General features: G+C 65.0%; 11 protein-coding genes. 5 read left to right on the top strand and 6 right to left on the bottom strand.

Annotated elements, in window-relative coordinates:
* The 6 genes from mltG to aspS all read right to left on the bottom strand — a co-directional run bounded on the left by mltG (position 1) and on the right by aspS (position 9,236).
* Complete coding sequence (mltG, locus tag CIMIT_RS06730) at positions 1-1,152, bottom strand: endolytic transglycosylase MltG (RefSeq protein ID WP_038590852.1); 1,152 nt, start codon at positions 1,150-1,152, stop codon at positions 1-3.
* Positions 1,149-1,643, bottom strand: a complete 495-nt coding sequence (gene ruvX / locus CIMIT_RS06735; RefSeq protein WP_038590855.1) for a Holliday junction resolvase RuvX — start codon at positions 1,641-1,643, stop codon at positions 1,149-1,151. Before ruvX ends, mltG begins: the two co-directional genes overlap by 4 nt.
* A gap of 138 nt (positions 1,644-1,781) precedes the next feature.
* Complete coding sequence (alaS, locus tag CIMIT_RS06740; RefSeq protein ID WP_038590857.1) at positions 1,782-4,451, bottom strand: alanine--tRNA ligase; 2,670 nt, start codon at positions 4,449-4,451, stop codon at positions 1,782-1,784.
* Positions 4,452-4,541: 90 nt separating this feature from the next.
* Positions 4,542-5,924, bottom strand: coding sequence for a replication-associated recombination protein A (locus CIMIT_RS06745; protein WP_038590859.1), 1,383 nt, complete (start codon positions 5,922-5,924; stop codon positions 4,542-4,544).
* Between the two features lie 61 nt (positions 5,925-5,985).
* Complete coding sequence (locus CIMIT_RS06750; protein WP_038590861.1) at positions 5,986-7,233, bottom strand: protein kinase family protein; 1,248 nt, start codon at positions 7,231-7,233, stop codon at positions 5,986-5,988.
* Positions 7,234-7,415: 182 nt separating this feature from the next.
* Entirely contained in the window at positions 7,416-9,236 is a 1,821-nt protein-coding gene (aspS, locus tag CIMIT_RS06755) for an aspartate--tRNA ligase (RefSeq protein ID WP_038594363.1), read from the bottom strand.
* A gap of 139 nt (positions 9,237-9,375) precedes the next feature.
* Here aspS and ypfJ point away from each other — a divergent pair, with 139 nt between their 5' ends.
* Genes ypfJ through CIMIT_RS06780 form a run of 5 tightly spaced genes read left to right on the top strand, consistent with a single transcriptional unit; the run spans position 9,376 to position 14,342 of the window.
* On the top strand, positions 9,376-10,284 hold the full coding sequence (gene ypfJ / locus CIMIT_RS06760; protein ID WP_084674294.1) for a KPN_02809 family neutral zinc metallopeptidase: 909 nt from the start codon (positions 9,376-9,378) through the stop codon (positions 10,282-10,284).
* 14 nt (positions 10,285-10,298) lie between these two features.
* Positions 10,299-11,057 (top strand): CBS domain-containing protein, encoded by a 759-nt coding sequence (locus tag CIMIT_RS06765; RefSeq protein WP_051904860.1) that lies wholly within the window; start codon positions 10,299-10,301, stop codon positions 11,055-11,057.
* Between the two features lie 35 nt (positions 11,058-11,092).
* A complete protein-coding gene (locus tag CIMIT_RS06770; protein ID WP_038590863.1) occupies positions 11,093-12,211 on the top strand; it encodes a CE1758 family FMN-dependent luciferase-like monooxygenase in 1,119 nt (372 codons plus the stop codon).
* Positions 12,212-12,230: 19 nt separating this feature from the next.
* On the top strand, positions 12,231-12,902 hold the full coding sequence (locus CIMIT_RS06775) for an FMN reductase (protein ID WP_038590865.1): 672 nt from the start codon (positions 12,231-12,233) through the stop codon (positions 12,900-12,902).
* 42 nt (positions 12,903-12,944) lie between these two features.
* A complete protein-coding gene (locus CIMIT_RS06780; protein ID WP_038590867.1) occupies positions 12,945-14,342 on the top strand; it encodes an L-serine ammonia-lyase in 1,398 nt (465 codons plus the stop codon).
* Positions 14,343-14,344 lie beyond the last annotated feature (2 nt).

Consider the following 14,344-nt stretch of genomic DNA (forward strand, 5'->3'; position numbering starts at 1 on the left):
TTAGCGACGCGAATCCAGCACGCCGGAGTCGATGGCGCGGCGAGTGTCTTCCTGGTGCTGCTCGAAGGTGTCGTTGAACACCGTCGTGCCGTCCTTGTCGACGGTGACGAAGAACAGCCAGTTGCCCTCGGCCGGGTGCTCCATCGCATCGATGGCCTCCACCGACGGCGAGGCGATCGGCGTCTGCGGCAGCCCGTCCATCGCGTAGGTGTTCCACGGGGTCACACGCTCACGGTCCTCGTCGGTGGTCGCGACCTCAACCTGCTCCAGCCCGTAGTTCACCGTGGAGTCGAACTCGAGACGCATCGGCTTGTCCAGGCGGTTGAGTATCACTCGTGCCACCTTGTCGAACTCGCCGGCCGGAGCCTCACGCTCGACCAGGGAGGCAGCGACGACGAGCTCGTAGGGGCTAAGCCCCACCTTCTCGGAGCGCGCCTCGATATCGGTGGACTCGTACACCTTGGTCGAGCGGGTCACCAGGTCGGTGAGAATCTGCTCAGCGGTCGCGCCCGGGTCAATGATGTACTCGCCCGGCACAATCAGGCCCTCAAGGCGCTTCGCGTCGCCCTTGCGGCCGTCGACCACCTCGCGGGCCCACTCGGGCACCCCGAGGCTTGCCGCGTCCGCCTCAGCGGCGACGTGCTGCAGGCGCTCGACGTCCACGCAATCGTGGGTGGCGTTCCCACCGCAGGTCACGTCCTGGATCATGGTCAGGATGCCGTAGCGGGTCTGGCCGCCGACGACCTGAATGTCCATCAGCGTCGCGCCGCCGTAAACCTGCAGGGGCGTGACCTTATTGTTCGGGTCGAGCAGCGCGGAAACGGCGCTCTTCGCGCTCATCTCGCCCTCCAGGCGGTAGAAGCCCGGCTGGATGTTGTCGGAGTCCGGGTCGGCCGCGGCAGCAGACTGGAACGCCTTGTTGGAGGCGACGATCCCGCGTTCCTGAAGCTCTGGACCAAGCGCGGAGATATTCGAGCCCTCGGGGATCTCTACGACTTCCTCTTCGCCGTTGCCGCTACCGCGAAAATCACTTCCGGCACCGTTCTGGTGCGCCACCGCGATCCAGGCGATCAGGCCAATGATGAGCAAAATCGAGGCAACGAGCACAGCCACGCCACGGGTGCGCCGGCGGCCATTCTGTCGGGATGTCACGATTCATTCTCCTTTAGATAGTTCTGCCGGCCATCCAGCCACGACTGCAAAATCTCTACCGCGGCAGCCTGATCAATCACGTCGCGCTGCGCTTTCTCGCTGCGCCCCGAGGCCCGCATCGCGTGTGTTGCAGCCACCGTGGTCAGCCGCTCGTCGGCCATGCGCACAGGCAAGCCGGTGCGCCTGTTAATCCGAAACGCGATCTCCTTGGCATGCTTCACGCTGCGCGAGCCGTTACCCTGCAAGTCCCGCGGCAGGCCAACGACCACCTCGACCACCTGGTACTGCTCGGTCAGCTCCACCAGGCGGTCAATGTCCGCCCCATCGCGGTCTTTGAAACCGGTGACGCGCTTGACAGTCTCCACCGGCATCGCCAGCTTCGCATCCCGATCAGAGGACGCGACCCCGATGCGCACGGTGCCCACGTCAACGCCAAGGCGCCGCCCCGGACCCGGGTCGTCCACCCCTGGGGTGTCAGGCTCAACCTTCAAAAGTTTCTCCGATCTGCTCGGCTCGCCGGGGCTTGCCGCTTCTCGACGCTCGCGTTCACAGCTAAAATACCGGTTGCATACAAAAAGGCCGGGGCACGCGCACGGCGTGTCCCTTGACCATTTTGTTATATTCCCACCTTAGCGGTTGGCGAGCTCATCCCGCAGCGCCTGCAGGCCGGCGTTGATGCCCTCCGGCTTCGACCCGGAGCCCTGCGCAAGATCCGGCTTGCCGCCACCCCTGCCATCGATGTAGCCGCCAACGAGCTTGACCAGGTCACCGGACTTCACCCCGCGGGCGACGGCCTCCTTGTTCGCCGCAACGGCGAACGGCACCTTCGCGCCGTCCTTGGAGGCAAGCGCGACCACGGCGGGCTCGGCACCGAACTTGGCGCGCACATCCTGCGCGATGGTGCGGATGTCACCGCCGGACACACCGTCGGGAAGCTGCACGGCGACGAGCTTGAACTCGCCGCAGGTCTCGGCCTTGTCGGCCAGACCAGAGGTCTGCGAAAGCAGCTGCTGGCGGTGCAGCGCCTCGATCTCCTTTTCGGCAGCGCGCAGACGCTCGGTGAGCTGGGCGATGCGCTCCGGCAGCTGCTCGGTCGGCGTCTTCAGCGCGGCCGCAAGCCCCGAGGCCAGCGCCGCTTCCTTAGAGAAGTAGTCGAAGGAGTGCATGCCGGAGTAGGCCTCGATACGACGGGCACCGGAGCCGACGGATGACTCGCCGAGTACGGCCACCGGGCCGATCTGCGAGGAGTGTTCCACGTGCGTACCGCCGCACAGCTCGATGGAGAATGGCCCGCCGATTTCGACGACGCGTACCTGGTCGCCGTAGTTCTCGCCGAACAGCGCCATCGCGCCCATCTCCTTCGCCTTGTCCAGGGAAGTTTCGATGGTGTTGACCGCGAAGTCCGCGTCGACCGCCTGGTTGGTAATCGTCGCGATTTCTTTCAGCTGCGCGTCAGTGAGCTGGTCGGTGTAGTTGAAGTCGAAACGCAGGTAGCCCGGCTTGTTCAGCGAGCCCGCCTGCACGGCGGTCGGGCCAAGCACCTGGCGCAGCGCGGCGTGAATCAGGTGCGTCGCAGTGTGCGCCTGACGTGCACCGTGGCGCCACGCACCATCTACCTCGGTGGTCACGGTCTGGCCGAGGTCCAGTCCGCCCTGCGCCACGGTCGCCTTGTGTACCCAAAGCTTTTTGCCCACCTTCTGCACGTCATTGACGTTGAGGACGGTATCGCCGACCACGATGCGGCCGCGGTCGGCCATCTGGCCGCCGGCCTCGGCGTACATCGGGGTGACGTCCAGGATCACCTCAACCTCATCGCCGGCCTGTGCCTCGGTGACCTTCTTGCCGCCGCTGACCAGGCCGAGGACTGTGCCCTCGTGCTGGAGCTGGTCGTAGCCGACGAACTCGGTCGGGTGTGCGTCCACCCACTCGCGGTAGAGCGACTCGTCGACGTTGCCCTGCTTCTTCGCCTTGTTGTCGGCCTTCGCGCGAGCGCGCTGCTCCTGCATCGCCGCATCGAACGCGTCCATGTCCACGTCGAGACCTGCCTCGCGCGCCATCTCCAGAGTCAGATCGATGGGGAAACCGTAGGTGTCGTGCAGCTCGAAGGCCTGCTCGCCCGGCAGCACCTTGGCCCCGGACTCGCGCAGCGCGGCCGCAGCCTCGTCGAAGCGGGTCGTGCCTGAAGCCAACGTCTTCAAAAAGGCGCGCTCCTCGGCCTTCGCCACGCGCAGGATGCGCTCGCGGTTGTCCGCGATCTCCGGGAAGGACGGGGTCATCGTGTCCATGATGGTGTTCATGAAGACCTCAAGCACGTTGCCCTCGGCACCGAGGAGGCGCGCAGAGCGCACGATGCGTCGCAGCAGGCGGCGCAGGATGTAGCCGCGGCCCTCGTTCGACGGGGTCACGCCGTCGAGAATGATCATCATGCCGGTGCGCGAGTGGTCCGCGATCACGCGGAAGCGCACATCGTCTTCGTCGTTGCCGGCGTCGTACTTCGTACCGGTCAGGCGCACTGCTTCGTCGATAACGGGGCGCAGCAGGTCCGTCTCGTAGACATTGTCCACGCCCTGCAGCAGGCAGGCCACGCGCTCAATGCCAAGGCCGGTATCAATGTTCTTCTTCGGCAGCTCGCCGAGCAGCTCGAATCCGCCCTTCTTGTCGCCCTCGCCGCGGATGGACTCCATGAACACAAGGTTCCAGATCTCCATGTAGCGGTTGTCATCTACAGCAGGACCACCCTCCTTGCCGTAGTCGGGGCCGCGGTCGTAGTAGATCTCCGAGCACGGCCCACACGGGCCGGGCACGCCCATGGACCAGAAGTTGTCCTCCATGCCCATTCGCTGGATGCGCTCGGCGGGCACGCCGACCTTGTCGCGCCAGATCTCGAAGGCCTCGTCGTCGTCCAAGTAGACGGTTACCCACAACCGCTCCGGGTCAAGGCCAAAGCCGCCGTCGGCGACGGCGCTGGTCAGAAGCGCCCAGGCGTGAGTAATGGCGCCTTCCTTGAAGTACTGGCCGAAGGAGAAGTTGCCCGCCATCTGGAAGAAGGTGTTGTGGCGCGTGGTGATACCCACCTCCTCGATGTCCAGGGTGCGCACGCACTTCTGGATAGAGGTGGCCAGGCCGTTTGCAAACGGCGGGTTCTGCTGGCCCAAGAAATAGGGCTTGAACGGCACCATGCCCGCGTTGACAAACAACAGCTGCGGGTCATCCAAGATCAGCGACGCGCTTGGCACGGAGGTGTGCCCCGCCTTCACGAAGTGGTTGGTAAACCGCTCTCGGATCTCATGAGTCTGCACGAGGTGGTGTCCTTTCAAAGCTTGCAAATTTGTCCCGGACTACTCTACCCCTGAGGTATGCGGAGGACCCAGTGCGCGTCGATAAGCGCGCTAGCCCTTGCCTCGCAGAATGCCTCGCAGACGGCCGAGAAAATCCTTGATCCGCTTCTCCGCGCCGTGATCTGTGGGCTCGTAGTACTCCGTGCCCACCAGCTCATCCGGCAGATACTGCTGTGCGAGCACGCCGCGCGGATCGTCGTGCGGATACTGATAGCCCACCGCGTTGCCCATCGCCTTGGCCCCCTCGTAGTGGCCGTCGCGCAAATGCGGCGGCACGGCACCGATCTTGCCCTGGGCCACATCCGCCTGGGCCTTCGAGATCGACTGGATCACCGACGCTGACTTCGGTGCGGTGGCGAGGTGGATGGTGGCTTGCGCGAGCGGGAGGCGGCCCTCCGGCATGCCGATGAGCTGCACCGCGTTCGCCGCAGCGGTGGCGATCTGCAGCGCGGAAGGGTCCGCCATCCCGATGTCCTCGGAGGCGTGGATGACCAGGCGGCGGGCGATAAAGCGGGGGTCTTCGCCGGCCTCGATCATGCGCGCCAGGTAGTGCAGTGCCGCGTCCACGTCCGAGCCGCGGATGGACTTGATAAACGCGGAGATCACGTCGTAGTGCTGGTCCCCGTCACGGTCGTAGCGCACCACCGCACGATTGACGTTCTCGCGCAGGGTGTCGACGGTGATCCGCCCACCTTGGGGCACCGCCTCGGCTGCGGCCTCGAGGTAAGTCAGTGCGCGGCGCGCGTCGCCGCCGGCGAGCGTGACCAGCTGCTCGCGGGCTTCCTCGTCAAGTTCGACGGTGCCGGCGAGACCGCGCTCGGCCGTCACCGCGTTGTCGATGACCTTGGTCAGCTCTTCCCGCGACAGCGACTCCAGCTTGAGCAACAGCGAGCGCGACAACAGCGGGGCCACCACGCTAAACGACGGGTTCTCCGTCGTCGCCGCAACCAGCAGCACCGTGCGATTTTCCACCGCGGCAAGCAGTGCGTCCTGCTGTGTTTTGGAGAAGCGGTGTACCTCGTCGATAAACAGCACTGTCTTCTCGCCGCGGATGAGGTCGCGCCGCGCCTGGTCAATGACCTGGCGGACCTCTTTGACCCCGGAGGACAGCGCGGAAAGCCCGACGAAGTTCTGCTCCATCGTCTGCGCAATCAGCGACGCGATCGTGGTCTTGCCCGTCCCCGGTGGGCCGTAGAGGATCACGGATGCCGCTCCCGACCCTTCAACCAGCCTGCGCAGCGGTTTGCCCTCTGACAGCAGGTGGGTCTGGCCCGCGATCTCGTCCAAGCTCCGCGGTCGCATCCGCGCGGCCAGCGGTGCCGTCGCTCCAGCGTGGAAGAAGCTTGCGCCGCGACGCCCCGCGCCCGGTGTTTCTGCCTCGTCCCCGCCGAGACCACCGCCGAGACCACCGCCGAAAAGGTCTTCCTGCGCCACGTTTTCGCACCTCCTCCTTTGTCGAAGCGTTTTGCCCGAAAGCGCTTGAGTTTTCGCAGCGCTACTTAAAACGCGCCGCTACGCTCCGCGCAAACTCCGCGATGACTAGGTAGGCAGTGTCCCGGCCCGTGCCCGCATAGGCGGCGAGCGCGTCAAAGGTCTCCTCAAAGTCGCGGCGCACAAGCTCCTCCTCGTGGGTGAACGGCCCCTGGCTCTGCGGACGCAGGATGCCCGGACCAGCGCCCTGCGGTGTAGACGACGACTGGCCATCGGCTACCTGATCAGTGACGTCGATCCCCGCTGCAGCAAGCTCCTCGGCCAGCGCTTCGTCGCGTGCGGCCAGCTCCTCTAGGGAGAACTGTCCCATGACTGACAGGCTCGACAGGGCCCAACTGACCATCGCCCCGGTGATGCGGGCCTGCAGGGTGTCCTCGTGCTGGAAGGCGGGCCAGGTGTCGCGGATCTCGTGCAACCAGGCATCGATAAACGCGTCGACGGCCTCCTCGTTGTAGTCCCACTCGGAGATGTACAGGGGAAAGCCTGCAACGACGAACGCTACGTCAAAGGAAACATCCCGGAAACCGGCCCACTCGTAGTCAAGGAACTGCGTGCGGTCGGCGTAGATGATGTTGTCCGGGGACAGATCGAAGGGGGTAAACGCGCGAGAGCCGCCCTTGAACAGGCGCGATTGCACGTTCGCCGCAGTGATCGCCACCTCGCCCGGCACGTCGATCCCGCTTGCCTCCAGCATCTCTAGGCCGAAGCGGATCCGGTGCGCCAGGAGGCGCTCCCGCAGCCGCTGAATGGTCTCCGCCCCGGAACGATTATTCGTCGCACGGGCAAAAAGCACGTCGAAGGCGTGCTCACGGCCCGCCGACCCGGCGTGCATTCGACCGAGCGCCGTGCCCAAGTTGCGCAGGATCTGCACGTGGCTCTCCGCATCCGCGTGATCCAGCAGCGTGGCGAGCGTGTCCCCCTCACCGGAATCGCTGATGATCATGATGCGCTGATCCACGTCGTAGCCAAGCAGCACCGGGCCCGGCCGGGCTTCTTCGCTTAACGACGTAGTGAACTGGTAGGCCACCACCTCACGCAAGAAAGCCGCGTCCTCGACCGCGTTACCCGTCTCCGGGGAGTATTTCACCACCACCGTCCGGTGCTGCAGGAAAGGGTTGGTGGCCACACGCGCACGGAGGACGTGGGCGAAGCCGGAGCCGCTCAGCGCATCCACCCCGCTCAGCTTCTGCGCACCCCCGTAGCGGCGGGTGAGGATTTCCTCCGCCTGGGCGATAATCGTCTCCTGGTCCAACCGAACCCCTCCTTGTGGGTTTCGTCCTTTTTGGGTTCTTCTGGGTTACGAGCTACGCGCTACCGGTGTGCTCTAAGTCTGACACACTGCGCCATGTGGCGGCATGCTGTCGCATGCGTCAGCCCCGAGGTGACGCTGAGACGCGAGACCCCGGGGCCGAAAGATGACGCGGGCGCAAGGCGTTACTTGTCTGTGCCTTCCGCATCCTTCGCGGCGTTCTTCGCCGCGTCAGCCTTCGGCTTGAAGTCGACGCCGGTCTCCTTGCGCTGCTCCTTGGTAATCGGGGCTGGCGCATCCGTGAGCGGGTCGACGCCGCCACCGGACTTCGGGAAGGCAATGACGTCACGGATGGACTCGAAGCCACCCAGCAGGGAAACGATGCGGTCCCAACCGAAGGCGATACCGCCGTGCGGCGGGGCACCGAAAGCGAAAGCGTCCAGCAGGAAGCCGAACTTCTCGCGTGCCTCTTCCTCCGTAATACCCATCACGTCAAAGACGCGCTCCTGCACGTCGCGCTGGTGAATACGGATCGAGCCGCCGCCGATCTCGTTGCCGTTGCACACGATGTCGTAGGCGTACGCCAGTGCCTCGCCCGGCTCCTTGTCAAAGGTATCCAGGTACTCCGGCTTCGGCGAGGTGAAAGCGTGGTGCACAGCGGTCCACTTCGAGTGACCCAGCGCGACGTCGCCAGAGGCGGTCGCGTCCGCGGCAGGCTCGAACAGCGGCGCGTCAACCACCCAGGTAAACGCCCAGTCGCCGTCCTTGATCAGGTCCAGCTTCTTGGCGATCTCGCCGCGGGCAGCGCCGAGCAGCGCGCGGGAAGCCTTCGTCTCACCGGCGGCGAAGAAGATACAATCGCCCGGCTTCGCGCCGACGTGGTCGGCAATGCCCGCCTTCTCCTCGTCGGTGATGTTCTTTGCCACCGGGCCTGCCAGGGTGCCGTCCTCCTGCACGAGGATGTAGGCCAGGCCCTTCGCGCCGCGCTGCTTGGCCCACTCCTGCCACGCATCAAGCTGGCGACGGGGCTGGGATGCGCCACCGTCCATGACGACAGCACCGACGTACTCCGCGTTGAACACGCGGAAGGTGGTGTCCTTGAAGAACTCGGTGCAGTCGGTCAGCTGGATGTCAAAGCGCAGGTCCGGCTTGTCCGAACCGTACTTCTCCATCGCATCCTTGTAGGTCATACGCGGGATCGGCGTGGAGATCTCGTAGCCGATGAGCTTCCACAGCTCCACCAGGATCTGCTCGGCGAGCTCGATCACGTCGTCCTGATCCACGAAGCTGGCCTCGACGTCCAGCTGGGTGAACTCCGGCTGGCGGTCAGCGCGGAAGTCCTCGTCGCGGTAGCAGCGCGCGATCTGGTAGTAGCGCTCCATACCGGCAACCATGAGCAGCTGCTTGAACAGCTGCGGGGACTGCGGCAGTGCGTACCAGCTGCCCGGGCGCAGACGCGCCGGCACGAGGAAGTCGCGCGCACCCTCCGGGGTGGAACGTGTCAGCGTCGGCGTCTCGATTTCAGTAAAGTCGTGCTCGTCAAGCACGCGGCGCGCGGCCTGGTTCGCCTTCGCGCGCAGTCGCAGCGCTTCCGCCTGGCGCTCACGGCGCAGGTCCAAGTAACGGTACTTCAGGCGGGTCTCCTCACCGACCTCCGTTGAGGAGGCATCCTCAATCTGGAACGGAAGTGCGGCGGACGTGTTGAGCACGTTGAGCTCGGAGACGTTGACCTCGATCTCGCCCGATGCCAAGTTCGAGTTCTCGGAACCGGCCGGGCGCGGCTCGACCACACCGGTGACCTGGATGACGTACTCGCTGCGCAGGTCGTGCGCGGCCTCGGCCACCTCAGACTCGCGGAATACGACCTGCGCCAGGCCGGAGCGGTCGCGCAGGTCGATGAAGATGACGCCGCCGTGGTCGCGGCGACGCCCCACCCAACCGGTCAGGGTTACGGTCTGTCCATCGAGGTCTTTGCGGAGATCACCCGCAAGGTGAGTGCGCAGCACGGTCTCTTCCACGTCCTTCCACGTGAGGGCAATACTTTAACCCCAAGCACTTTACCCGTTGCCGGACCATCGCGCCGAAGCACCCCTCTGACGCACACCGATGCGGCGCTCGCCTCGGATTTTTGGCAAGATTTGCAGCATGACGTTTAAGAACGATTTTGGCCAGGGCCAGGGCAGGCGTGCTCAGACTAGCTCCGGATCAGGCCGGCGCGGCGGTGGCATGGGTATCCCCATTGCCGTCGGCGGCGGCGGGCTGAGCACTATTCTCCTACTTGCGCTCGTCTTCTTCCTCAATGGCGGACTCGATGGTCTTCTCGGCGGCTCGGGATCGCAGTCTGACACACAGAGCCAGGGCGATTACGACTTGAGCCATTGTGACGCTCCAGGTGCCGCGAACGAATACGACGACTGCCGCGCCGAAGCCGTGGCGCGCTCCGTCGACCAGGTCTGGTCCGAGGTCCTGCCGAGCCAGGCCAACCTCGAATACGAACCCGCAGGCATCACGCTGTTCCGCGGCGATGTGAGCACCGGTTGCGGCTACGCCACGGCAGACACAGGACCGTTCTACTGCCCGCGCGACACCACTGCCTACCTCGACGTGTCCTTCTTCGAGCAGCTCGGTCAGCTGGGTGGTTCCGACGGCGCGTTGTCCCAGGAGTACGTCACCGCGCACGAGATGGGCCACCACATCCAGCAGCTCGAGGGCACCCTGGGATTGAGCGACTACAAGAATCCCGGCGAGGACTCAGCCGCCGTGGCAATTGAGCTGCAGGCCGACTGCTACGCCGGCATCTGGGCCAAGCATGCCTCCGAAGGTCCGGATGCGGCGCTCGAGCCGATCACGGAAGAGCAGCTCAACCAGGCGATCCAGACGGCGCAGGCGATTGGCGACGATAACATTCAGCGCAAGTCCGGCGGCGACGTCGACCCGGATGCGTGGACGCACGGTTCCTCCGAGCAGCGCAGCGAGGCGTTCATGTCCGGCTACACCACCGGCCAGATGGCCGCATGCGACACGCTCAACCGCGGCGTCTACACCGAGGGCTAACTACGCTATTGGGCATGGATAGCGCCACGAAGGACCCGCAGGACACCAATTCCCCTACCCCCGCGCCGAATCGGGCGGTGCCTTTTATGGCGGCGTTTAACGCCATCGAGGGGTTTCTCCGCGATGAGTTGAACGCGAAGAAGTCCGACTCCTTCAAGTGGATGACCAACTTGGCGGCGAAGAAGAAGCTCATCACCAGGGACCAGGCGGACACGCTCATCGAGTTTGCCGAGCTGCGCAACGCGATCTCCCATGGCGAGTACCGTGACCTGCGCCCGATCGCGGAGCCGCTGCCCGAAACGGTTGCGGAAATTGAGCAGCTGCGCGAGGCGTTGCTACGCCCGGCGCTTGCTCTCGACGTCATCCAACCGGAGAAGGTGCTCACCTTCTCCCCTGACGACGATGTGCTCGAGCCGCTGCGCGCACTGCGCGAGACCGGCCACAAGCAGTTCCCTATCTACGACGACGGCGTGTGCGTCGGTTTGCTCACCACCAACGCGCTGGCCCGCTGGGTGGCGCGCGAGGTCGAGGAAGACACCCGGCTGCGCAGTGCCACGGTCAACGAGGTGCTCGAATTGTCCGGACGCCACGACCAGCCGGTTTTCCTGCCACGCGACGTGACTGCCGCTGCCGCTATGGATGCCCTGACTACCCCGCTGGAGTCCGGCGCGCTGCCGCGGATGGCCATCATCACAGAGAACGGCAACCCGCGCCAGCAGCCCTTCGCGGTGCTCGTCGCGACGGAGATTCCGGCCCTGCTCGCAGCTAGCTAAGTGGCCACGACGTTGCAAGAAAGGCAGAAATAAACATGCAGTTTGGCATCTTCACTATTGGCGATGTCACCACTGACCCCACGACCGGTGAAACACCGACGGAAAAGCAGCGCATTGATGCGATGACGCAGCTCGCGCTGAAGGCGGAAGAGGTTGGCTTGGACGTCTTCGCCACCGGCCAGCACCACAACCCGCCATTTGTACCTTCCGCGCCGACGACGCACTTGGCCTACATTGGCGCGCAGACCACAAACATCGTGCTGTCGACCGCGACCACGCTGATCACCACAACGGACCCGGTGCGCATTGCCGAGGACTACTCCTTCTTGCAAAACCTGGTGGACGGGCGCATGGATCTGATGTTGGGGCGCGGCAATACCGGTCCGGTGTACCCGTGGTTTGGCAAGAACATCCGCGATGGCATCGACTTGGCGGTAGAAAACTACCACCTGCTGCGCCGACTGTGGCGCGAGCGCAATGTCACCTGGCAGGGCCGCTTCCGCACACCACTGCAGGGATTTACTACCACGCCGTTTCCGCTGGAGGGCGTAGCCCCGTTCGTGTGGCACGGTTCGATCCGGTCCCCGCAGATCGCGGAGCAGGCGGCGTACTACGGCGACGGCTTCTTCCACAACAACATCTTCTGGAACAAGGAGCACACCGCGAAAATGGTGGGGCTGTATCGCAACCGCTTCGCGGCCTACGGGCACGGCGACGCCGACCAGGCCATCGTGGGGCTAGGCGGCCAGACCTACATCGCCGATACCGAGGCCCAGGCCGTGCGTGAGTTCCGTCCCTATTTCGACAACGCTCCCGTCTACGGCCACGGGCCGAGCTTGGAAGAGTACACGGCGCACACGCCGCTGACGGTGGGAACTGCAGAGATGGTCATTGAGCGCACGATGCAGTTTGCCGATTGGGTTGGCGACTACCAACGCCAGCTTTTCCTCATCGACCACGCCGGGCTCCCCCTCGAGGTGGCCCTGCGCCAGGTCGAGCTGCTCGGTCGCGAGGTCGTGCCTGAGCTGCGCCGTCGCATGGAGAAGCGCCGCCCCGCGCATGTGCCGAGCGATCCCCCATCGTTTGCCTCGCTTACCCAGGCCAAGCGGGAAGGGAAGGATTTACCGCACTTCCGCGTTGCTCCTGCTGAGTAGTCAACAGTAAAGGAGCACTATGAAGCAGTTGATGGTCGTCAGTGCTGGGCTATCCACTCCCTCGACCACGCGGCATGTGGCCGATCAGATCGCAGCCGCGGTACGCGCCCAGGTCACCGCGCGCGGCGAGGACCTTAAGGTCCGCACGGTGGAGGTCCGCGAGTACGCGCAGGATCTCACCCAGCTCATGCTCACCGGGATGGACTCGCCCGCGCTTGAAACACTCAAGCGCGACATCTCCAGCGCGGATGGCCTCGTGGCCGTCACCCCGGTGTTTCAGGGCAGCTACAGCGGTCTGTTCAAGATGCTTTTCGACGCCCTGCATACCGACTCCCTCAACGCCATGCCCACCATCATCGCGGCTACGGCTGGTTCGCAGCGCCACAGCCTTGTCACCGAGTACGCGCTGCGCCCGCTGTTTACCTACCTGCGAGCAAACGTGGTGCCAACCTCACTGTTCGCAGCGACTGAGGACTTTGGCAACGACGAAGGCGCGGCATTTACGCGGCGCGTGGACCGCGCTGCCCGCGAGCTAGCAGAACTGCTGGTTACAACCTCTGGCGCTGTCTCCGGCCTGGCCGGCTCGCTCGACAAGTCGGCGAAGCCCCGGCCGCGCCGCTCCGGCACTGACCTCGACGAGTTCGTGCCGCTTGGGCAGCTGCTCGGCCGGCAGACGGGCGGGCAGGGCTAGGCCCGCTGCATTGCAGACTCGAAGGTCTGTATTATCGCGCGCATGCCCCACAGCACAGTCAGTGTCGTAGACCTTTTCAGCATTGGTATTGGCCCGTCATCCTCGCATACTGTCGGCCCGATGCGCGCTTCCCTTGCGTTTATCGAGGCACTCGGTCAACTGCCTGCCTCCGTGCGCATCGAGTTGCGTGGATCTCTTGCCGCCACCGGCGTGGGCCACGGGACGGACCGCGCAGCCCTTTTGGGCCTGGTTGGCTACACCCCGACCACCACCTCAGCGGATATTTCGCCAAAGCCCGGCGAACCGATCCCCACTACGGGCACGATTAGCGGCCCGGCGGGCACAGTGGAATACGAGGTGCAGTTCAACCCCACCCCGGTGTCGAAGCACCCAAATTGCCTGATTTTCGACGCTTGGGACACCGACGGTAACCGCATCGCCTCCCGCTCGGAGTACTACTCGGTGGGCGGCGGGTTCATCCTGGACCGTGCCGGCATGGAAGCGCACGAAAACGAGGCGGGCGTGGCTACGGTGCGCGAGAGCGAACCACTGCCCTACGAGTTCGAAGACGCGAAGACGCTCGTGGCGCTGTGCGAGGAAACCGGGCTTTCCATCGCCCAGCTGATGCGCGCCAACGAGGAGCACCTCCACGGCCGCGAGCGTCTCGACGCCCACCTCGACGCGGTGTGGGACGTGATGCAGGAGTGCGTCGCCCACGGGCTGAAAACCGAAGGCGTGCTCCCCGGCGGCCTCGGGGTGAAGCGCCGCGCGAATCGCCTGCACCGGCTGCTTACCGCAGAGTACGAGGAGTCCACGGCCCGCGGGCTCGACGCCATGGAGTGGGTGAACCTTTACGCGCTCGCGGTGAACGAGGAGAACGCCGCGCACGGCCAGGTGGTTACCGCCCCGACCAACGGCGCAGCCGGGATCATCCCAGCGGTCATGCACTACTGCCGCGACTTCACCGAAGGTGCCTTCGGCCTGGAGCAGGCGCGTGACTTCCTGCTCACCGCGGGTGCCATCGGCATCATCATCAAGACCAACGCGTCGATCTCCGGTGCCGAGGTGGGTTGCCAGGGCGAAGTGGGCTCAGCCTCCTCCATGGCTGCGGCAGGCATGTGCGCCGTCCTCGGTGGCACGCCCGCACAGGTAGAAAACGCGGCGGAGATCGCCCTGGAGCACAACCTCGGGCTGACTTGCGACCCGGTCGGCGGGCTCGTCCAGGTGCCGTGCATCGAGCGCAACGCCATCGGCGGTGTCAAGGCGATCAACGCGGCCCGCCTGGCCAAGCTTGGCGACGGCACGAACATCGTCACCCTCGACGACGTCGTAGAAACCATGGCGGCAACGGGCCGCGACATGATGACCAAGTACAAGGAGACCTCGATGGGTGGACTGGCAATCCAGCTCGGCCTGCCAGTCAACATCACCGAGTGCTAGAG

Source organism: Corynebacterium imitans, from assembly GCF_000739455.1.
GTDB classification, from domain to species: domain Bacteria; phylum Actinomycetota; class Actinomycetes; order Mycobacteriales; family Mycobacteriaceae; genus Corynebacterium; species Corynebacterium imitans.

Coding starts and splice junctions, on each gene's coding strand:
- ypfJ (WP_084674294.1), top strand. CDS start 9,376: ATGACGTTTAAGAACGATTTTGGCCAGGGCCAGGGCAGGCGTGCTCAG.
- CIMIT_RS06765 (WP_051904860.1), top strand. CDS start 10,299: ATGGATAGCGCCACGAAGGACCCGCAGGACACCAATTCCCCTACCCCC.
- CIMIT_RS06770 (WP_038590863.1), top strand. CDS start 11,093: ATGCAGTTTGGCATCTTCACTATTGGCGATGTCACCACTGACCCCACG.
- CIMIT_RS06775 (WP_038590865.1), top strand. CDS start 12,231: ATGAAGCAGTTGATGGTCGTCAGTGCTGGGCTATCCACTCCCTCGACC.
- CIMIT_RS06780 (WP_038590867.1), top strand. CDS start 12,945: ATGCCCCACAGCACAGTCAGTGTCGTAGACCTTTTCAGCATTGGTATT.